At 69.4% G+C, this 19,505-nt stretch carries 16 protein-coding genes and 2 tRNA genes; 11 read left to right on the plus strand and 7 right to left on the minus strand.

The features are described from left to right. Positions 1–21: 21 nt before the first annotated feature. The 3 genes from QQX04_RS08525 to QQX04_RS08535 are packed head-to-tail and all read right to left on the minus strand — an operon-like array spanning position 22 to position 2,640. Entirely contained in the window at positions 22–1,020 is a 999-nt protein-coding gene (locus QQX04_RS08525; RefSeq protein WP_301128160.1) for a hypothetical protein, read from the minus strand. A 27-nt stretch (positions 1,021–1,047) separates the two neighbouring features. Further along, a complete protein-coding gene (locus QQX04_RS08530) occupies positions 1,048–2,142 on the minus strand; it encodes a heparan-alpha-glucosaminide N-acetyltransferase domain-containing protein (protein ID WP_301128162.1) in 1,095 nt (364 codons plus the stop codon). Between the two features lie 9 nt (positions 2,143–2,151). Continuing rightward, positions 2,152–2,640 (minus strand): ClbS/DfsB family four-helix bundle protein, encoded by a 489-nt coding sequence (locus QQX04_RS08535; protein ID WP_301128164.1) that lies wholly within the window; start codon positions 2,638–2,640, stop codon positions 2,152–2,154. A gap of 63 nt (positions 2,641–2,703) precedes the next feature. On the opposite strand from QQX04_RS08535, the gene QQX04_RS08540 reads away from it, so the two are divergent. The 7 genes from QQX04_RS08540 (at position 2,704) to QQX04_RS08570 (ending at position 8,888) form a co-directional block, all read left to right on the plus strand. After that, the gene (locus QQX04_RS08540; protein WP_301128166.1) at positions 2,704–3,492 is read left to right on the plus strand and encodes a fumarylacetoacetate hydrolase family protein; all 789 of its coding nucleotides are present in this window, start codon (positions 2,704–2,706) and stop codon (positions 3,490–3,492) included. Between the two features lie 48 nt (positions 3,493–3,540). Next, positions 3,541–5,028, plus strand: a complete 1,488-nt coding sequence (gene gltX / locus QQX04_RS08545; protein WP_301128168.1) for a glutamate--tRNA ligase — start codon at positions 3,541–3,543, stop codon at positions 5,026–5,028. Next, the gene (locus tag QQX04_RS08550; RefSeq protein WP_301128170.1) at positions 5,025–5,630 is read left to right on the plus strand and encodes a GNAT family N-acetyltransferase; all 606 of its coding nucleotides are present in this window, start codon (positions 5,025–5,027) and stop codon (positions 5,628–5,630) included. Before gltX ends, QQX04_RS08550 begins: the two co-directional genes overlap by 4 nt. Further along, entirely contained in the window at positions 5,623–6,357 is a 735-nt protein-coding gene (locus tag QQX04_RS08555; RefSeq protein WP_301128172.1) for an HAD family hydrolase, read from the plus strand. The genes QQX04_RS08550 and QQX04_RS08555 overlap by 8 nt, the downstream gene beginning before the upstream one ends. Positions 6,358–6,470: 113 nt before the next feature. Beyond that, the gene (locus QQX04_RS08560; RefSeq protein ID WP_301128174.1) at positions 6,471–7,493 is read left to right on the plus strand and encodes a hypothetical protein; all 1,023 of its coding nucleotides are present in this window, start codon (positions 6,471–6,473) and stop codon (positions 7,491–7,493) included. An 82-nt stretch (positions 7,494–7,575) separates the two neighbouring features. Next, positions 7,576–7,647, plus strand: a tRNA-Gln gene (locus QQX04_RS08565). 98 nt (positions 7,648–7,745) lie between these two features. Continuing rightward, positions 7,746–8,888 (plus strand): glycosyltransferase family 61 protein, encoded by a 1,143-nt coding sequence (locus QQX04_RS08570; RefSeq protein WP_301128176.1) that lies wholly within the window; start codon positions 7,746–7,748, stop codon positions 8,886–8,888. A gap of 43 nt (positions 8,889–8,931) precedes the next feature. Here QQX04_RS08570 and QQX04_RS08575 read toward each other — a convergent pair whose 3' ends face one another. Together QQX04_RS08575 and QQX04_RS08580 are read right to left on the minus strand one after the other, a co-directional pair. Further along, positions 8,932–11,097: an ATP-dependent Clp protease ATP-binding subunit gene (locus tag QQX04_RS08575; RefSeq protein ID WP_301128178.1), complete on the minus strand. Its 2,166-nt coding sequence runs from the start codon at positions 11,095–11,097 to the stop codon at positions 8,932–8,934. A gap of 456 nt (positions 11,098–11,553) precedes the next feature. After that, on the minus strand, positions 11,554–12,606 hold the full coding sequence (locus tag QQX04_RS08580) for a serine hydrolase domain-containing protein (protein ID WP_301128180.1): 1,053 nt from the start codon (positions 12,604–12,606) through the stop codon (positions 11,554–11,556). Positions 12,607–12,800: 194 nt separating this feature from the next. Here QQX04_RS08580 and QQX04_RS08585 point away from each other — a divergent pair. Together QQX04_RS08585 and QQX04_RS08590 are read left to right on the plus strand one after the other, a co-directional pair. After that, positions 12,801–12,873: transfer RNA gene (locus QQX04_RS08585), tRNA-Glu, on the plus strand. A gap of 617 nt (positions 12,874–13,490) precedes the next feature. Continuing rightward, the gene (locus QQX04_RS08590) at positions 13,491–14,027 is read left to right on the plus strand and encodes a hypothetical protein (protein WP_301128182.1); all 537 of its coding nucleotides are present in this window, start codon (positions 13,491–13,493) and stop codon (positions 14,025–14,027) included. A 571-nt stretch (positions 14,028–14,598) separates the two neighbouring features. Here QQX04_RS08590 and QQX04_RS08595 read toward each other — a convergent pair. Further along, a complete protein-coding gene (locus QQX04_RS08595; RefSeq protein WP_301128184.1) occupies positions 14,599–15,963 on the minus strand; it encodes a mannitol dehydrogenase family protein in 1,365 nt (454 codons plus the stop codon). Next, entirely contained in the window at positions 15,960–17,363 is a 1,404-nt protein-coding gene (gene uxaC, locus QQX04_RS08600) for a glucuronate isomerase (protein ID WP_301128186.1), read from the minus strand. Before uxaC ends, QQX04_RS08595 begins: the two co-directional genes overlap by 4 nt. 359 nt (positions 17,364–17,722) lie before the next feature. On the opposite strand from uxaC, the gene eda reads away from it, so the two are divergent. Both eda and QQX04_RS08610 read left to right on the plus strand, forming a co-directional pair. Beyond that, positions 17,723–18,364 carry a bifunctional 4-hydroxy-2-oxoglutarate aldolase/2-dehydro-3-deoxy-phosphogluconate aldolase gene (gene eda, locus QQX04_RS08605; RefSeq protein ID WP_301128188.1) on the plus strand — a complete coding sequence of 214 codons (642 nt, stop codon included), beginning with the start codon at positions 17,723–17,725 and terminating at the stop codon, positions 18,362–18,364. Next, complete coding sequence (locus QQX04_RS08610; RefSeq protein WP_301128190.1) at positions 18,361–19,464, plus strand: sugar kinase; 1,104 nt, start codon at positions 18,361–18,363, stop codon at positions 19,462–19,464. The genes eda and QQX04_RS08610 overlap by 4 nt, the downstream gene beginning before the upstream one ends. Positions 19,465–19,505 lie beyond the last annotated feature (41 nt).

The following is a 19,505-nucleotide window of genomic DNA, read 5'->3' on the forward strand; positions in this document are numbered from 1 at the left end:
ATCAAGGGTGGCTCACTGGCGTCAGGGAGCCTCGTTCCACCAGCGCGCCACGCGCAGCGCGCCCAGCGTGATCCATCGGCTTGGAGTCCCTGCCGGTCCTTCGCCAGGGATCCAGGCGCGCCCGCGGATCACGCGCGCGAGCGGCCACCGACCGTCCGGCAGTCGCTGCGCCGCGAGCTCCTCGATCGCGTCGGCCAGGCGGATATCCGGAGTGCCGCCACGGTTCCTGAAGTGCTCGAGCCCGCGCAGGATGTCGTGCTGCCAGCGGGGCGGGAACGTGGGAAGCAGGTAGTCGGGGTCCGCGACCTCGCGCGTCGAGAGGCGCCGGAACAGGCGTCGTGCCAGGAGGTACTCCTCGCCGCCATGTCGGCGCTCGGCGACCACGTCCAGATCGGGAGCCTCGCCGCCCGGCGGCGGCAGCGTCCCCGCGCGGCCCGCGCGCTCGTAGGCGAGCAGCGCCTCCACGACCGCGATCGTCGTGTCGAAGGACCCCCGCACCGAGCCGTTCTCCTGCTCGCAGTTCCAGCCGCCGTCGGCCATCTGCTCCGTCAGGAGGCGTGCCACGATCCCGCTCACGTCATGCCCGAAGTAGACGCCGGTGGCGACGGTCGCCGCGTTGATGCACGGCTCGACCTTGCCCGCGAAGAACTCCTCGCCCGCGTACTCCCAGCGCACGGCAGCGGTGGCCCGGGCCACCGCCTCGGCGACCACAGGATCAGACGGATCCGCGCCCAGCAGCCGCAGCTCGGTCAGCGTCGGTGCGGTCGAGGTCCACGGCTGGCCCTCGGCGCGCACGATCTCCTCGTTCGCCCAGTCGGGCCAATGCGCGCCCGAGTCCCACGAACCGTCGTCCCTGCGCGCTCCGAGGATCGCGGCGCCCCACCCCTCACGCGCCACCTGGGCGCGGGCCTCCTGCACTTCGTCGGCCGACGCGTCGCGCAGATCGCGCAGCACCTGCCAGCGGATGGCCGGATCCGAGTCCAAGAGCCACCCGACGACGTCAGCAGGAGCGCGATGCATGAGGCGAGGCTATGCGCGGCAGGAGGATCACGCGCGGCGACGGGAGTCGTAGGCTCCCGCGGCGGCATTCGACGCCCGGGTCATGACAGTCTCGAGCGGCCCCTGCGGGAACACCAGGCGCCACGCCCACGCGGCGACGGTGAACGTCACGAGCAGCACCACCAGAGCCGTGTTGCTCGGGTAGTAGACCATCTCCGGACCCACGAACGCGATGACGAACAGATGCGCGACGTACGCCGTGAAGGCCATCGCGCCCAGCGCGCGCACCGCCGAGAGCCCGCGGCCCGCTGCATCGGACAGCCACAGGCACACGCCGATCACCGCGACCGAGATGCCCGCGTTCGAGACGAGCTCCACGGGGCTGTACGAGTGCGGCTCCATCGACGCCCACCACGTGAACCAGCCGAACGCGCCATCGTCGAGCGGCCACGGCGGCATGCCGCCCAGGCCAAGCCCGAGCACCGCGACTCCGACGCCTGCGCATGCGCCGCCCACCACCATGGCGAGTCGCGTCGCCCCCGCGCGGAGGTCCAGCCGTGACAGCGCCAGCCCCACCAGCAGGTAGCCGGTCCAGACCAGAGCGGGGTAGTGGTGCCACCACAGGCGGTCGAGCAGGGGCACCGCGTCGAGCCCGGCACCCGAGGCCCACGACTGGATCCACGGCAGCACGAGTCCACCTCCGATGAGCAGGGTCACCGCGCCCGACCACAGCCAGGACGTCCGCCACGTGATCGCCAGCGACGCCATCAGCATCATCAGGCCGAGGTTCGGAAGGATCACGTACACGGGTGTGCCCAGCGCCGTGACGATCACGCCGACCAGCACCAGAAGCATGGCCCTGACGGCCACCTTGACCCGTGCATGACCCGCCGATGGACTGCGAGACGCGATGATCCCGATCGACACCCCCGCGAGCACCGCGAACAGCGCCGAGGAGCGGCCGCTCGCCACCCACAGCCACTCCCAGCCATGGCCGGAGCCGCCCGCGCCGTCGTCCCCGATGTGCGCCGCGACCATGCCGATGAACGCGATCGCCCTGGCAAGGTCCAGGCCGCCGATCCTCGCGCGGTCCAACGCGGGCTGCGCCGCGGCGCGCGCAGGCGTCGTGTCACCGAAGGTCATGCGTGAAGGCTACGCGGCGGGCACGCCGGCGGCGTCGAGCACGCCCTGCGCCCAGTCGTAGTGCCCTCCCAGGCACTCGTGCGCCACGTCGGCGAACGCCTCGTTGCCCAGCCACTCCACCTCGTCCGTGGAGGTCAGCTGCTCGTCGTCGAGCGTGCCCAGCGCCGCGACCGCGTCGTCATGGGAGGCGACGAAGGCCGCACGCGCAGCCGCATAGTCGAGGTCCTTGAACCGGTCGTAGAGGGAGTCGTTCAGCGAGGCCAGGTCGCGCCACGTGTACCCGTCGGCGGGATAGGCGGTGGTCTGCCCTGTGCGGATCGCCTCCACCCAATCCAGGAACATCAGATGCCACCCATGCAGATGCGTGAGGACGTCCGCCACGCGCCGACCCAGGTAGGCGTCGCCCAGCGCGAAGTCGGGCGACGCGTCGGTCCTGGCGAGAAGCGAGTCCAGGCCCTCCGCGGCGGCATCGATCACCTGCTGACGGTTCCGGGGCATGCCGCCATCGTAGGCACGCACGCCCCGGCGGCGCGCGGCGGCCGACGCACTAGGCTGGAGCCCATGCGCATCGCACGATTCACGACCGGAGAAGACCCCCGCTACGCGATCGTCGACGGCGAGCCGGGCTCAGAGGAGCTCGTGGTGCTCACCGGCGACCCGATGTTCGTCCCGGGCCAGCCGACGGGCGAGCGGATCCCTCTCGACAGCGACGAGGTGCGGCTCCTCGCACCCGTCATCCCGCGTTCCAAGGCCGTGTGCCTGGGCCGCAACTACGCGGAGCACGCGAAGGAGATGGGCAACGCCATCCCCGACTCGGAGATGCCGATCCTCTTCCTCAAGCCCAACACCGCCGTCGTCGGCCCCGACGACCCGATCGTCGTCCCCGCGTACAGCCAGGACGTGCAGATCGAGGCCGAGCTGGCGATCATCATCGGCCGCATCTGCAAGGAGGTCGCGCCGGAGAATGCCGAGCAGTACATCTACGGCTACACCTGCGCGAACGACGTGACGGCTCGAGACCTGCAGCGCCAGGAGAACCAGTGGTTCCGCGCCAAGGCCTTCGACTCCTCGCTGCCGCTCGGCCCGTGGATCGAGACCGACCTGGCCCACGACGACGTCCGCATCACCGCACGCGTCAACGGCGACACCACGCAGGACGCCTCCACCCAGGACATGCTCGTCGACGTGATGAACGCCGTCGCCGCAGTCTCCGAGGTGACGACGCTCCTGCCGGGCGACGTCATCCTCACCGGCACCCCCGCAGGGGTCACCACCGTCGACCACGGCGACGTGGTCGAGGTCGAGATCGAGGACCTCGGCGTCCTCCGCAACCCGGTGATCCGCCGCTAGCGCCCCACCCGCTTCCTCACCCCTTCGAAGATCTGAGCAAAGAGAGCAATGAGCAAGGTTCGCGTCCGCTTCTGTCCCTCGCCCACGGGCACGCCGCACGTCGGTCTGATCCGCACGGCGCTGTTCAACTGGGCCTACGCCCGCCACACCGGGGGCGACCTGGTGTTCCGCATCGAGGACACCGACGCCGAGCGTGACAGCGAGGAGTCGTTCCACCAGCTGCTCGACGCTCTGTCGTGGCTCGGCATCACCTACGACGAGGGCCCCGACATCGGCGGCCCGTACGCGCCCTACCGTCAGAGCCAGCGTCACGACCTCCACAACGAGGTCGTCGCCAAGCTGCTCGAGGGCGGCTACGCGTACGAGGCGTTCTCCACGCCTGAGGAGGTCGAGGCACGCCACAAGGCCGCCGGCCGCGACCCTAAGCTCGGTTACGACAACTTCGACCGCGACCTCACGGAGGAGCAGAAGGCCGCGTACCGCGCCGAGGGACGTCAGCCGGTGCTGCGCATGCGCATGCCCGACGAGGACATCACGTTCACGGACCTGATCCGCGGCGACGTCACCTTCCCTGCGGGCAGCATCCCCGACTATGTGATCGTGCGTGGCAACGGCGTCCCGCTGTACACGCTCGTCAACCCCGTGGACGACGCGACGCAGAAGATCACCCACGTCCTGCGCGGCGAGGACCTGCTGTCCTCGACCCCGCGCCAGATCGTGCTGTTCCGCGCGCTCGTCGCGCTCGGCTACGCCGACGTGGTGCCCGAGTACGCGCACATGCCGATGGTCACCGGCGAGGGCAACAAGAAGCTCTCCAAGCGTGCTCCCGAGTCCAACCTGTTCCTTCACCGGGAGCGCGGCTTCCTGCCCGAGGGCCTGCTGAACTACCTGGCGCTGCTGGGCTGGAGCATCGGCCCGGACCGCGACGTGTTCACGGTCAACGAGCTGATCGCCGCGTTCGACATCAAGGACGTCACGCCCAACGCCTCGCGATTCGACCTCAAGAAGGCTGAGGCGATCAACGCCGACCACATGCGCATGCTTCCGCTCGGCGACTTCTCCGCACGCCTGGTGCCGTACCTGCATGCCGCAGGGCTCGTCGGCTCTGCGGACGTGCGCGAGCTCAGCCCCAACGAGGAGCAGATCCTCGCCGAGGCGGCTCCGCTCGTCCAGACGCGCATGCAGCTCCTGGGGGAGGCGCCCGGCATGCTCGGCTTCCTGTTCCTGGGAGACGAGCAGATCGCGTTCGACGAGACCGCGATCGCCAAGCTGCCCGAGAACGCCGTCGAGATCCTCGATGCCGCGATCGAGGTGCTGACCGGGCTCGAGGACTTTGGCCCCGACGCCCAGCAGGAGGCGCTGCGCGCGAAGCTCGTGGACGAGATGGGCATCAAGCCGCGCTTCGCGTTCGGCCCGCTGCGTGTCGCCGTCACCGGCCGCCAGGTCTCGCCGCCCCTGTTCGAGTCGATGGAGATCCTCGGCAAGGACCACGCGCTTGTCCGTCTGAACCGCCTCAAGGCGGCGCTGACGGCGTGACCACGTCGCACCCTGGCGCGGGCGGCCCGGGCGTCGGCGACGACGCCTGGGTGACGCCAGTGCTCCAAGGTGAGCACGTGCTCCTGCGTCCCTACCGGGACAGCGACGCCGACGCGCTGTGGGAGATGGTGCAGGACGAGGAGGGCGCCAACCTCACGGCGACCACCGCCACGTTCACCCGCGATCAGACCGACGCGTGGGTGGGGACGATCGCCGCCGCCCAGGACCGCCTGGACTGGGTGATCGAGGAGCGCGATGCGGGCGTCTACGCGGGCGAGGTGGTGCTCAACGAGCGCAACCTGGACGAAGGCACCGCGAACTTCCGCATCGCCCTGCGCGGGCCCGGCTGGTACGGACGCGGTCTCGGCTCGGAAGCGACCATGCTCGTGTGCCGCTACGCGTTCGAGACGCTCGGCCTTCGCCGCCTCACCCTGGGCGTGCTCGCCCGCAACCCGCGCGCGCAGCGCGTCTACGAGAAGGCCGGCTTCCTGGTCTCCGGGACTGAGCACGAGGACGGCGAGGACTGGATCGACATGGAACTCACCGCGCAGCGGTGGCGCGACGTCGCCGAGGGCATCGGGGGAGAGGTGGACCGTGACTGAGATCCGTGCCGTCCTGTTCGACGTGGACGACACGCTCGTCGACACCCGCGGAGCGTTCCGGCATGCGCTTGCCTCCGTCGCCGTCGACTACCTGGACGAGGGTGTGGATCACGAGGAGCTCGTCCACTTCTGGAGGGCCGACGCGAACGGCTGGTATCGCGCCCACACCCGCGGCGAGATGACGCACCGTGAGCAGCGGCACCGTCGGGCCAACGACCTTCACCTCGAGTTCGGCGGACCGTTCCTGGACGACGCCGACTACCAGCGGTGGGACGACGCCTTCGAGCGGTACTTCCAGCAGGGCTGGGAGGCGCATGGGGACGCCGGCGGCGTGCTCGACGCGCTGGACCAGGCCGGCATCCCGTACGGCGGGCTCTCCAACGCCGACAGCGCCTACCAGGTGAAGAAGCTCGACGCGTGCGGGCTCTCGCGCGTGCCGATGCTGGTGGGAGTCGACACGATCGGCGTCGGCAAGCCCGACCCACGCGTCTACCACCTCGCGTGCGAGCGGCTCGGCTTCGCGCCCGAGGAGGTGGCGTACGTCGGCGACGAGTTCGACGTGGATCCCTACGGGGCCCGCGAGGCCGGCCTGGGGCTCGGCGTCTGGATCGAGCGTCCCGGCGCGCACTCGCGCGACGTGGACGGGCTGGCGGGCGACGGCGTCGTCCGTGACCGCCTGGTGCGGATCGACACTCTCGCGGCGCTTCCCGGGCTGCTGGGCGCCTGACACGGGACCCGCTCTTTCTGGCGGGTGAGGCCGCCTGGCCGTGCGTGGGACGCCCGACGCCGGCGCCGCTTCCCCTGGCGCACTGGTGAGGCTCTGCCTACCATGACGGGAAGATGCCGCTCATCGCGCCAGACCCCGACGTCGTGGAGGTGCGGCCCCAGCGTCGCCGCCATCCCGGCCTTGTCGTGCTGGGCACGATCCTCGTCGCAGCCGCACTGGTGTGGGGCGGCTTCACCGCCGCGACGGACGGCGAGGACGTTGATCTCCCCACGCCGGACCCGCAGGCGGCCACCGTCCTGACCCCCGCGCAGAAGACGGCGCTCGCGTGGAACGAGTGGCTTGCGGAGCAGCGCGAGGCCGAGTGCCTGCGTGACCGCGGCTTCTTCGCGCTGCCGGCTCTCGAGGCCTACCGGGCCGAGGTGAGCGAGGTCGCCGCGCTTCTCACGGTCCACGCAGTCGAGCCCGCCACCTTCGCGCGGTACCTCCCGCGCGAGCAGGGCGTCGCTTTGGAGCTTGTCCGCAGCATCGAGGGCGGTGGGTGCCGGGTCGACCGGAGCCTCGTGAACATCGACGACGCTGCCGTGACGGAGGCGGCCGTGCAGGCTGCGCGATCCGACTCAGCGTTCCGCGACTATCTGGCCGAGTCGCTGTGGGTCGATGCGAACCGCGCCGTGGTGCTCGCCGCCTACCTCGATGCTGTCGAGCCCGGCGGGCTGACGGGAGGGGAGTGGGACGGGGCAGTCGCGTCGACGGCGCTGCGCGACGCGGTGTCGATCGCCGAGGACTCGACCGAGTGGGCGCCCTTCGCCAGCTCGGAGGGCGTCGACTACGTCCAGGCCTGGGGCGAGGATCCGCATGGCGCGGCCGTCCTGCTCAGGGTGGAGCCGGCCGGGAGCGAGCACCGCTCACCGATCCTGTGGGGCTCCCCGGAGCGCCCGGTCGTGTGCGGCGACGTGCAGGTATCCCTGTCGATGGGGAACGTGCTGGTGAACTACGACGGGCCTCAACGTGGCACCGTGTTCGATATCCGGCGCGCGCTCGACGAGCGGTGGTGCGAGATCGGCGTCGAAGCTCACGGCGGCGCGCCCGAGGCACCGGGGGCGGGGACTGGCGCGGACGGCGCAGCACAGCAGTGACGTCTGCCACGCCCGGCCGACGTTGGTTTGGGTCACGGCCGATCATCCGGTACAGTTGTCTCTCGGTTCGGTTACGAACCAATGGCCTATGGTGTAATTGGCAGCACGCCGGTTTCTGGTACCGTCAGTCGAGGTTCGAGTCCTTGTAGGCCAGCGCAGAACCCGCCCTTGAGGCGGGTTTTCGTGTCTCTGGTGGCGACGACGCCCATCGATCCGGAGCTCGCCGGAGCGCTCTGAGGGGGAGAAGGCAAGATGGCGGCAGCAGGCCCCCAGTGGCTCGAGCGGCGACGCCGCGAGAAGCGCTACGCCGAGCAGGCGCGTGTGGAGTCGGGCTCCGCCGGGCCGGTCGCTCCCATCGTCGACCCGCCTGAGTCCGCCGCTCGCCTCTCGACTGTGGCGACTCCCCACCGGTGGCGCTACCGGCGCACCGCGCCCGCCTCACGGGCCGACTGGAGCGCCATCCGATTCCATGACGGCGCCCCCATCTCGTTCATCGAGCCGCTCGTGTCGTCGATGCCCGAGCAGGGCATCGGTCTCCTCCCCGACGCTCACGTCTACGGGTCGCAGGGCTGGCCCGTCACACGCGACGGCTGCCTCGTGATCGACGCGGTCGGCGTGCACCGCCAGCGGCGGTACCGGAAGTTCCAGGACCCGACCCAGACGTCACGTCCGGTGCGCCTCGAGGGCACCGTGCTCAATCTCAGCTCGATCTTCAGCGCCACGAACTACGGTCATGCCCTGCTTGACGGCCTGGGGCGCCTTGGCATCCTGCTCGACGCGGGCATCGACCCCAGGAGCATCGATCACGTTCTCATGCCGGGCTTCCCTGGGAAAGCGTTCCCGCGTCTTCTGGAGGGCGCGGGCCTGGACCCGGCCAAGGCGATCAGCCTGGAACGCCGCAGCTCGTACCGCTGCGATGAGCTGTGGCAGCCGACGTTCCCCGGCCGGCTCAGGCACTACACCGCCGCGCCTGCGCGGTTCATGCGCGCGGCCGGAATCGCGCCTGCAGGTTCAGGTCGGCGGTTGCTGATCCTCCGCAAGGGCGCGGCGCGCGCGGTCGCGAATGTCGAGGAGATGGAAAGGATCGCCCGGCAGTACGACCTCGAGCTGTACGAGCCGCAGGACTCGGCGTTCTCGCCCGCGGACTTCGCGGCCGCGGATCTTGTCGTGAGCGCCCACGGTGCCAACATGGCGGACATCGCTGCGATGGCGCCGGGGTCCAAGGTGGTGGAGCTGATGCCGAGCAGCCACCGCTACCCCTACTTCGCCACGCTCGGAGTGTCCGCGGGGCTCGACTACACGATCCTGGACGGCCGGTCGCTCCCGGGCGATCACCTGGCGGACTTCACCGTCGACGGAGACGCGCTACGCAGCGTGCTCGATCGTCTCGGCTGAGGCCCCGCGCCGCGTGAGCGGCACGGGGCCCTGACCGGCGTGGCTACTCGGCCTGCGCGGTGTGCGTCACCTCGAGGTGCTCGCCGTCCCAGCCGACGGTGACCGCGTCGCCCTCGCGCAGCCGGCCATCCACGATCTCCTTGGCGAGCTCGTTGAGCACGCGCGTCGTGATGAGCCGCTTGAGCGGGCGGGCGCCGAACTGCGGGTCGAACCCGTCGCGGGCGAGCGACTCGCGCAACTCCGGCTCGACCGTGAGCGTGATCTCCTTCGACTCGGCGAGCCGGGCGATCGCCTTGACCAGCTCGGCCTCCACGATGCCCTCCATCGCGGTGGGGTCGATGCGGTCGAAGACCACCACGTCGTCCAGGCGGTTGAGGAACTCGGGGCGGAAGTTGCGCTTGAGCACCTCCATCAGCTGTCCCTCGAGTGCGGCGCGGTCCTCACCGTCCCACGCGAGCACCAGGTCGGAGCCGAGGTTGGACGTCATCACGATGATCGTGTTCGTGAAGTTGACGGTGCGGCCACGACCGTCGGTGAGGCGACCGTCGTCCAGTACCTGCAGCAGCACGTTCCAGACGTCGGGGTGCGCCTTCTCCACCTCGTCGAACAGCACGATCGAGTAGGGACGACGCCGCACGGCCTCGGTGAGCTGGCCACCCTGGTCGTAGCCCACGTAGCCCGGGGGAGAGCCGATGAGGCGCGAGACCGCGTGGGACTCCATGTACTCGGACATGTCGATGCGGATCATCGCCCGCTCGTCGTCGAACAGCTGCTCGGCGAGCGCGCGCGCCAGCTCGGTCTTTCCCACGCCCGTGGGGCCGAGGAACAGGAACGAGCCGATGGGCCGGTTGGCGTCGGCGAGGCCGGCGCGGGCGCGTCGGATCGCGTCGGAGACGGACGTGATGGCCTTGTCCTGGCCGACGACGCGCTCGTGCAGTCGCTGCTCAAGGTGTCCGAGCTTCGCGGACTCCTCGGTGAGCAGCTTCTCCACGGGCACGCCGGTCCACTTGGCGACGACTCCGGCGATGTCCTCGCCGGTGACCTCCTCACGCAGCATGCGCTCGGACTCGGGGATGGTGTCCAGCTGGGCGCGGGCGTCGGCGATCTCCTGCTCGGCGCTCGGGATCTCGCCGTAGCGGATCCGTCCTGCCCTCTCGAGCTCCCCGTAGCGCTCCGCGCGCTCCAGGTCGCCGCGCAGCGACTCTAGGCGCTCGGTGGCGGTCGAGACGCGGACGATCAGGTCCTTCTCGCGCGCCCACCTCATGTTGAGCTCCTCGGACTCGCCCTTGAGCTTGGCGATGTCCCGGTCGATCTCCTCACGACGTGCCTTGGCGTGCTCGGACTTGTCCTTCGCCACCTGGGTGCGCTCGATCTCGAGCTGCATGATGCGGCGGCGTGCGCGGTCAAGCTCGATCGGCATGGAGTCGAGCTGCATCTTGAGAGCCGAGGTCGCCTCGTCGATCAGGTCGACGGCCTTGTCCGGCAGGAAGCGGTCGGTGATGTAGCGGTCGGAGAGCTTCGCGGCGCTCACGATCGCCTCGTCGGTGATCTTCACACCGTGGTGCACCTCGTACTTCTCCTGCAGGCCGCGGAGGATCGCGACGGTGTCGTCGAGCGAGGGCTCGCCCACGTAGACGGGCTGGAAGCGACGCTCGAGCGCGGAGTCCGTCTCGATGTGCTCGCGGTACTCGTTGAGCGTGGTGGCGCCGATCATGCGGAGCTTGCCGCGCGCGAGCATCGGCTTGAGGATGTTGCCGGCGTCCACGGAGCCGTCGGCCTTGCCCGCGCCGACGATGGTGTGAAGCTCGTCGACGAACAGGATGATCCTGCCCTCGGCGTCCTCGACCTCCTTGAGGATCGCCTTGAGGCGCTCCTCGAACTGGCCGCGGTAGGCGGCGCCCGCGACCACGGAGCTCATCGCGATCTCCACGACGCGGCGGTCCTTGAGGGACGCGGGCACGTCGCCGGCGACGATGCGCTGGGCGAGGCCCTCGACGATGGCGGTCTTGCCGACACCGGGCTCGCCGATGAGGACCGCGTTGTTCTTCGTGCGGCGCGTGAGCACCTGCATCACGCGGCGGATCTCCTCGTCGCGGCCGATGACGGGGTCGAGCGCACCATCCTCCGCGAGGGCGGTGAAGTCCTGGCCGAACTGCTCGAGCGCGCTGGCCTGCTCCTGCGCCTGGGGCGCCTGGGACTGGGTCGTCATGGTGTCCTCCTCTGTCTTCAAGTCCGTGACGATAGGGTTGAGTCTGTCACGCTCAACTTTACATAACGCGGGGTCGATCGACAAGAGGGGACGACGCGGTGGGGCAGGGGCAGTGGCAGTGGCAGGGGCAGGGGCCGACGCGGTGGGGCAGGGGCAGTGGCAGTGGCAGGGGCCGACGCGGTGGGGGCGCGCGACCGAGCCGCGGCGCACCGCCTAACCCGCGCGCGTCGACGAGCCGCCACACGCCGACACTGTGAACCAATCTCGGTCGCGACGCGCCGGACTTCGGAGCCGCGCGAGCTCCGACGCGGGGTGTCGCGCGTGGGATTGGTTCGAAGTGTCGGGTGCTCGGGCGGGCGCGCGTCGGCGTCGGACCGTTCGAGTCCGCGAGGCGCGCGGGTGAGCTGTTGTCGCTCGTGGCGCGCACGGCGGCGCGACTGCGCCCGGCCGGCCTCGCTACAGCGCGCCGAGCAGCTCCGACGCGGCGCGGTACGGGAGCGAGCGCTTGGCGAGCTGGTTGATCGCGCCGACCAGGTAGAGGTCCTTCTCGGGCACGTAGTAGAGCAACGTGCCGGATGCGCCGGAGTGCCCGATCATCTCGGGAGTCGGGCGCAACGTCATGTAGCGGGGCACAGCGAAGCGCATGATCCCGGTCCCGTAGGTGAGGGGCGTGAAGATCCGACGCCACGTGCGGGTCATCTCGTCCAGGTCGGCGCGCGGGAAGAGCTCGCCCTCCATGAAGGCGCGCAGGAACCTCAACGCGTCGCCGGTGGTGGAGACGCCGCCGCCATCGGCTTGGAACGAGGCCATGGCGCGCGGGGCCTCGAACGTCCCCTTGCCGTGCAGGATGGTTGCGATCTCTGGGAACCGGTCCAGGGTCTCCGTCCCGAAGATGTAGGTCCCCTCGAGCCCCAGCGGCTGCGTCACGCGCGCCGCCACGCTCTCGGCGTACGGGCGCTCGTCGATCGCTTCGATGACGAGTTGGAGCACCTGGAAGTTGGTGTCCGAGTACAGCGCCTTGCTGCCTGTGCTCGGGGGGAACGCGGGCGTCATCGCTCGCGCCATGTCGAGCGCGTCCGTCGTGACCCAGCCTCGGTCGGTCTGCGCGAGCTCGTCGACCAGCCTGGTTCCGTCGGCCCGCTTGCCCTCGAAGTAGTCCGCCAGCCCGGAGGTGTGGGAGAGGAGCTCCTCGATCGTGATCTCGTCGCTCGCGTCGTGGCCGTCGAGCACGTGCAGTCCACCGAGGGTCCCGGGCTCCAGCAGAGAGGCGGCCGGCGAGTCAAGCAGAAGCGAGCCTTCCGCGCGCAGCTGCATGATGATCGAGGTGGTGAAGAGCTTCGTGATGCTCGCGAGGAAGAACGGTTCACGCGCGCCACGTTCGCTCCAGTCCCACGTGAGGCCGGATGTGGGGGAGAGTGCGGCGAAACGCACCTCGTTCGTGTCCTTGCGGGAGGCGTACTTGGCGGCGACGCGGTCGAGCGAGGCCTGCAGATCCGGGGAAGAAGTCATGCGGCCCATGCTTGTGTGCGCCGCGCCGCTGATGCATCGTTCCAGAGGACGACTTGGCGCCGAGGGCGTCGGCCGCAGGAACGAGAATGACCCCTACGAAGGGGAGTTCGGAGCGGATTGGCGTTCACCCCCATTCATGGTCTATAGTCTTATCTCGCGCCAGTCGCCCGGGAGGGTGACGGAAACGCAGCTAGGGCCCCGTTGTGTAGCGGCCTAGCACGCCGCCCTCTCAAGGCGGTAGCGCGGGTTCGAATCCCGTCGGGGCTACGACTGGGTAGTACGAAAAACGTACTGCTCCAGATGGGTTTACTCGGTTGAGTGAGACCCCAGGAGGTTCTTCGGAGCCTGCTGGACAGCAAGAAGGCCGCCAGCGACTGTTGTCGCAGGCGGCCCTTGCTGTTTCTTGGGTGTTCTCACACGGGGTGAAACGTCGAGACCTGTCTTCGGGCGGGCTTCCGCCTCCGCCTCTGTCGGGTTCGGAGGCGGAAGGCTCTGTTCGGTTCCGGGGCGGGCCGCGTCATGCGGCGAGCTGGTCGGGCGGGGGCGTCCTCGTCGGCGATGGCCGTCAGGTCGGGGTCGGGGCACGGTGCGCGCGATGGCACCCGGGTCCGCAGATCACTCGGCGCAACAGGCGCAGGAGAACACGATGACGGCCAACGGCGGTCTCCTAGTCGTCTTGGTGCCTGCAACGTGCAGCATGACGCCATCGCGTGTGCGTGATTCGGAGCGTCCCACCCGCTATCCCATCGCGTCGCCTGGCACCTCGCCATGGCGCGATGTGCCGTGGCGGACGCACGGCGGCGACCGACGTACGCCAGATGTCGTACGCCGAATCAGCCTGACGGGGCTTCCGAGCGCAGCGAGACGTGCTCGAAGATCGGTCCATGGTGGTCAGACGCAAAGGCAGCTTCGCACTTGAACACTCGGACGAGCGCGCGACCGAGCGCGCGCAGATCCACGTCGCTGAAAGCGCAGCCGGGTTGTACCGGCGCGTGTACACGACTCTTGGTTGGCGCGTCGCAGGCACGCTGTCGCAGGGAGCCCGCGCCAAGCGGGTGACCTTGTGGTTGACGCGCGCGGCGCCTGCGCAGAACCGCGAGCGGCTCGCGTTGCTCGACATGGAAGCGTCCTTCGTGATCGAAGCCCTCCTCGCGGACATGCGCCGTCACCGCATCGCGACCTTGGTCGCCTCTTCGGCTGTAGCGCTCGCCGGTGCGGCAGGCGCGATCCTGGGCGTGATGCTAGGCGCCGGGGGCATCTCGATTCCGGGTCTCGTGCCGGGCGTCCTGACCTGGGCTTGCGGATCAGTCGGGGTTTCTCTCGTGATCAGGCGCGTTGCCGGGGCCAAGGCCCTGCGCAGTGAGAAGCCCTACTACGAAGAGCTCGGATGGATCGGACAACGTTCCCTCGAGCTTCTGTAGTCCCTCCGCCTGACATAGGGCGAAGCGGGCTCTGCGCCGCTCTACTCCTGCGTGGGCGGATCGCCGTTCGCGGAGTTTCGGAGACGTTCGCGCGGGGTGCAGAACGCGACCTGGCTCCCACGTTCAGCTAGACCTGCGTTCGTTGGTCTCACGAGCCTCAACAGCGGTCGGGCTGTCCCGGCGCGCGCGCCCGCAGCATCGTATGAAGAGGCGAGAGGTGGTCGCGCGCATGCGCCCATGCCGTAATGGGTGAGGGCCTCCCTGGAACGGGCCGGAGGAGAGGATGGGCCCGCCCCAGGGAGGAGTCGCGGTGCGATGAGGGGGTCTTACCGCACCGAGCGGATGGGGAGCACGAGCACGCCCGCAAGGACGGCTACGAGCGCTCCCACGAAGTGGGCAGGCTGGGAGTTCTCCCCGCCTGCGAGGAACACGACGAAAGCCACGAGGGTCGGAGCGAGCGCCGCAGAGGGTCGACGGCCCCAAGTATCGATCGACGGGTTCGACGAGAAGTGGTTGCGTCGGGGTCTGCTCCGCCGTGTGAGGCGTGCTTGCAGTCCGGGTGACCCTGACATCAGATCTGGGCGCGAACCTCGTCGACGAACGCCTCATCGGCACCGAGGTCCGTGGCCACCAGGGTCACCAGCGCGACCACGGGATCGGAATCTTCGAGTGCCGCGTCGATCGCCGCCTGAAGGGCGTCCCGACGCCCGTCCAGTGCGATGACGTTCGCAGCCCATGCTGCGATGACGCCGGCTGAACCAGAGCCGGACCGACCTGCCTGGCGCTCCGCCAGCGCTACCGGGGCGACGCGGACTCGGAGCTTGGCGAGCGAGTCCTCGGCGATCTGGTCGAGCAGGTGGGCGATCCGCGGGTTCTCGAATCGCTCCCAGAGGTCCCGGCAGTACTGCTCGGCCTCCACTTCCGCAGGCAGGTGGCGGACGACCTCAGACCAGAACGCTTCCACCAGGTCGCGACACTCGGGATCCGCCGATGCGTCGGCGACCGTGGCGAGTCCACGGGCGCGGCCCAGGTTGGCCATTCCGGTGTGGGACCCGTTGAGGAGCCAGAGCTTGCGGCTCTCGAACGGCGCGAGGTCCTCGACGAACTGGGCCCCCGCGGTCTCCCACGCCGGCCGTCCGGCCGGAAAGCCCCCGCACAGGATCCAGTTGATGAAGGGCTCGGTGACGACGGGGACGGCGTCACCGAAGCCAGCGTCGCGCGCGCTGGCAAGGTCCTGCTCTGAGAATCGCGGCGTGATGCGGTCAACGGATGTGGAGACGAAGGAGACGTTCTCGTCGATCCAGGACACGAGGCTCTCGTCGATCGCCGCCGCGAACTCGAGAAGGCCCGTGCGAACGAGGTCCCCGTTGTCGGGAATGTTGTCGCACGGCATCACGGCGACAGGTCCTGCTCCCGCGTCGCGGCGCTCGGCGAGCCCCCGCGCGATCAGTGCAAGCGGTGATTCGAGCTCAAGCGAGCCTGCGCTGAGTGACGCGAGATCCGATGCCACCACGGGATCATCCGTGTTCGGGCGCCAGTCGGCGCCAAGGCGGTACCCGGCCTCGGTGACGGTCGCCGTGACGATGCCGACCTGCGGGTCCGTCAGATAGTCGATGAAGGCATCGACGTCGTTGGCCGGATGCGCCCGCACGATGCTGCCGATGACTTCGAACTCGTCGGCCTCGGGGCCGCGGAGGGCGAGCGTGTACAGGCAGTCCTGGTCTCGGAGTGCCCGAACGATCGAGTCGCCAGGCTCGCCTGCGCGTCCCGTGAACGACGCGATGCCCCACTGATCGGAGTCGGACGCATGGGCCGTGTACCACGCCTGGTGTGCGCGATGAAACGCTCCGAGGCCTAGGTGGACGATCCTCACGGGCGGAGTGGGGAGCGCGAGGCTCGCACGGGAGAGTGCGGCGGCGGCGGTGGCGGCAGTCACAGTTTGAAGACCTTTCGAGGGATGGAGTCGACCGTGTCGTCGATGACTCGCTGGGCCGTTTCGAGGGGGAGACGTCCTTCTGCCACGAGCCGGGCAAGGTAGGACGCGTCCGCGCGTCGAGCGACGCCGTGGCGTGCGGGAATCGACAGGTAGGCGCGGGTGTCGTCGATGAAGCCGGACGTGCGGTAGAAGCCGGCGGTCTCGGTGACAGCCTCGCGGAAGCGGCGCATCGCGTCGGGCGCGTCGAGGAACCACCAGGGCGCTCCGACGTACACGCTGGGGTAGAAGCCCGCGAGCGGCGCGAGCTCCCGTGAGTACACGGTCTCGTCGATCGCGAAGAGGACGAGATGGAAGCCCTCCGCGGTGCCGAACGACTGCAGCAGTGGGCGCAGGTTGTCGACGTACTCGGTGCGTATGGGGATGTCGTGCCCAGTATCGGGGCCGAACCGCTCGAACGTCGCGGTGTGATGGTTCCGTCGTACGCCTGCGTGGATGGTCATGACCAGTCCGTCCTCGACGCTCATGGCCGCCATCTGCCACAGCATGTGGCCACGGAAGACACGCGCACCTTCGGCGTCGAGGGTGCCGGCAAGCGCAGATTGGAACAGTCGTTCGGCCTCTGCGGCGTCCAGCTCGCAGGTGAAGGGCTCGACCACGCCGTGGTCGGCGGAGACGGCTCCGTGCCGCTTGAAGTGCAGTCGGCGGCTTCGGAGCGCGGAAAGGTAGCCAGGGAACGTCGTGGCGGCCCCCGGTTCCGACGCGATCAAGGTGGCGACGCGCTCTCCGAACCGGGGCGCCTCGGGGTCCGTGTAGGCATCAGGACGGAACGTCGGGATCACGCGGCCCGAGAAGGTCGGATCGAGCGCGAGCGCCGCGTGGTGCTCCAGTGTGTCCATCGGATCGTCGGTGGTGGCGAGAACGTCGATGTTGAACCTGTCGAACAGCTCTCGGGGCCTCAACTCGGGGAGTCGGAGCGCGGTGTCGATCGTGTCGTAGAGGTAGTCCGCGTTGTCGCGTGAAGGGGTCTCGTCGATTCCGAAGACCTGGGCAAGGGACTCAGCGAGCCAGTAGGCGGACGCGGTGCCAGAGAAGGCGAGCCAGTGGCTGCAGAGGGTCCGCCATGCCTCGCGCGGATCGGCCGGGCTCCCTCCGACACCCAGGTCCTCCAACGGCACGCCCTGTGCGTGGAGGAGGCGGGTGACGTAGTGATCGTGAACGATCAGGAGGTCGGCGGGATCCGAGAACTGCGTGTCGTCAGACAGCCAGCGGGCAGGGACGTGGCCGTGGGGCGAGACTATCGGCGCGTCTACGACGCGTTCGAGGAGCTCCTGAGCGATCGCGCGGACGTGCGGCTCCGCGGGGAGCAGTCGGGCAGGGTCTCGCAACGACGTCTTCGGCATGGGGGCATTCAACTCCGACGGCGGCCGCATGTCAATCGCTTGCCGAGTGGAAGCCAGGGCGTCGGTCGACCGCTCCCGCGCAGCGCATCCTGCTGGCACGGAATGTCGGGGAGAGAGGAGAAACCGTGCGTGCCTCTCGAGGTGGACCGCAGGCAAGTGCGTGAGGGGCCAGGCGGGCAGGCGGTTCCCAAGAGCCCCGTCGTTGCTCTACGATGTGTGACAAGTTGGCATCCGGTTGCCACAGGTAACACAGTGTGACCGGTCCCGTGCATTCTGCGAGGCGTCGAAGAGGTCGCTCACCTCTGGGGCCGCGCGTGCTGCCGGGCGGACGCCAGGACTGCAGAGAGGACGTCATCTACGTGAACACATCCACACTCGAAGCCCTCGCGAGCCATCGGCTCGTTCCCGTCGTCGTCCTGGACGACGCGACGGGCGCGGACGGACTCGCGACCGCATTGGTCGATGGGGGACTTCCCGTCGCCGAGGTGACGTTCCGCACCGCAGCCGCGGAGGAGTCGATCCGCGTGATGGCGGCTCGTGGAGACGTCCTCGTCGGGGCGGGCACCGTCCTGACCGTCGATCAGGTGGACCGCGCGGTGCGCGCAGGGGCGTCGTACATCGTGTCTCCCGGCCTCTCGCGAGCCGTCGTCGAGCGGTGTGGTGAGCACGGCGTCACGGTGCTGCCAGGAGCCGTGACCGCCTCGGAGGTGCAGGCCGCGCTCGAGCTCGGCCTTTCCACCGTCAAGTTCTTCCCTGCGGGCACCTCTGGTGGGGCTAAGGCGATCGCCGCGCTGGCGGCTCCGTTCGGAGGCGTGGGCTTCGTGCCCACCGGGGGGATCGGGCCCGCGAATCTCCACGAGTACCTCGCGCTGCCGTCGGTGCGCGCGGTCGGTGGCTCGTGGATGGTGCCTCGTGACCTCGTGAAGGCACGGGAGTTCGAGCGGGTGCGTGGGCTGGTGGCCGAGGCCGTGGCTCTGACCAGGCAGGAGGTGTCGGCATGAGTGTCGTCGACGTCCGTCCGGCAGATCAGTGCCGCTTCGATGCGGTGTCTCTGGGCGAGGTCATGCTGCGCCTGGATCCGGGCGAGGGCCGCATTCGCACCGCCAGGTCATTCACTGCGTGGGAGGGCGGCGGCGAGTACAACGTCTCGCGCGGTCTCGCCCGCGCGTTCGGCCACCGCACCGGTGTGGTCACCGCTCTCGCGGACAACGAGATCGGTCGCCTCGTCGAGGGATTGATCCTGGCCGGCGGCGTCGACACGTCGCACCTGGTGTGGAAGACGTACGACGGCATCGGCCGGTCGGTGCGCAATGGGTTGAACTTCACCGAGCGCGGCTTCGGCGTGCGTGGCGCCGTCGGGGTGTCCGACCGTGGGCACACCGCCGCGTCGCAGCTGGCACCCGCCGACGTGGACTGGGATCACCTGTTCGGCACCCTCGGCGTGCGATGGCTGCACACTGGCGGCATCTATGCGGCGCTGTCCGAGACCGCTGCGGACACCGTCATTGCTGCGGTCGAGGCGGCGCACCGGCACGGCACGGTCGTGTCGTACGACCTGAACTACCGGCCGAGCCTGTGGAAGGCGATCGGTGGCATCGGCAAGGCCCGGGAGGTCAACAGGGCGATCGCGCCGCACGTGGACGTGATGATCGGCAACGAGGAGGACTTCACCGCGTCGCTGGGCTTCGAGGTCCCAGGTGTGGACGAGTCGCTGGCCGAGCTGGACGTGGAAGGCTTCGCGGCCATGATCGACGAGGTCGCGAAGTCGTACCCGAACTTCAAGGTGGTCGCCACGACGATGCGCACGGTGCGTTCGGCGACGATCAATGACTGGGGTGCGCTCGCATGGTCTCCCGCTTCAGGCCTCGTGCGAGCCGCCCAGCGGGACGGGCTCGAGATCCTTGACCGCGTCGGTGGCGGTGACTCGTTCGCCTCCGGCCTGATCCACGGGCTGCTCGAGGGCGCCGACCTGCAGACCGCCGTCGACTATGGGGCCGCTCACGGCGCTCTCGCGATGACCACGCCCGGGGACACCACCATGGCCAGCAAGGCAGAGGTCTACAAGCTCGCCGCGGGAGGCGGCGCACGCGTCGACCGCTGACACTCGAACGCCGCGACGAAGCGGCCCTTCTGAAAGGATTG

This window comes from Demequina zhanjiangensis (genome assembly GCF_030418315.1).
In the GTDB taxonomy this organism is placed as follows: Bacteria; Actinomycetota; Actinomycetes; order Actinomycetales; family Demequinaceae; genus Demequina; species Demequina zhanjiangensis.

What these genes read in the sequence shown, in the direction of transcription:
- QQX04_RS08525 (WP_301128160.1), bottom strand. Translation starts at nt 1,020, where the DNA reads ATGCATCGCGCTCCTGCTGACGTCGTCGGGTGGCTCTTGGACTCGGAT.
- QQX04_RS08530 (WP_301128162.1), bottom strand. Translation starts at nt 2,142, where the DNA reads ATGACCTTCGGTGACACGACGCCTGCGCGCGCCGCGGCGCAGCCCGCG.
- QQX04_RS08535 (WP_301128164.1), bottom strand. Translation starts at nt 2,640, where the DNA reads ATGCCCCGGAACCGTCAGCAGGTGATCGATGCCGCCGCGGAGGGCCTG.
- QQX04_RS08540 (WP_301128166.1), top strand. Translation starts at nt 2,704, where the DNA reads ATGCGCATCGCACGATTCACGACCGGAGAAGACCCCCGCTACGCGATC.
- gltX (WP_301128168.1), top strand. Translation starts at nt 3,541, where the DNA reads ATGAGCAAGGTTCGCGTCCGCTTCTGTCCCTCGCCCACGGGCACGCCG.
- QQX04_RS08560 (WP_301128174.1), top strand. Translation starts at nt 6,471, where the DNA reads ATGCCGCTCATCGCGCCAGACCCCGACGTCGTGGAGGTGCGGCCCCAG.
- QQX04_RS08570 (WP_301128176.1), top strand. Translation starts at nt 7,746, where the DNA reads ATGGCGGCAGCAGGCCCCCAGTGGCTCGAGCGGCGACGCCGCGAGAAG.
- QQX04_RS08575 (WP_301128178.1), bottom strand. Translation starts at nt 11,097, where the DNA reads ATGACGACCCAGTCCCAGGCGCCCCAGGCGCAGGAGCAGGCCAGCGCG.
- QQX04_RS08580 (WP_301128180.1), bottom strand. Translation starts at nt 12,606, where the DNA reads ATGACTTCTTCCCCGGATCTGCAGGCCTCGCTCGACCGCGTCGCCGCC.
- QQX04_RS08590 (WP_301128182.1), top strand. Translation starts at nt 13,491, where the DNA reads ATGGTGGTCAGACGCAAAGGCAGCTTCGCACTTGAACACTCGGACGAG.
- uxaC (WP_301128186.1), bottom strand. Translation starts at nt 17,363, where the DNA reads ATGCCGAAGACGTCGTTGCGAGACCCTGCCCGACTGCTCCCCGCGGAG.
- QQX04_RS08610 (WP_301128190.1), top strand. Translation starts at nt 18,361, where the DNA reads ATGAGTGTCGTCGACGTCCGTCCGGCAGATCAGTGCCGCTTCGATGCG.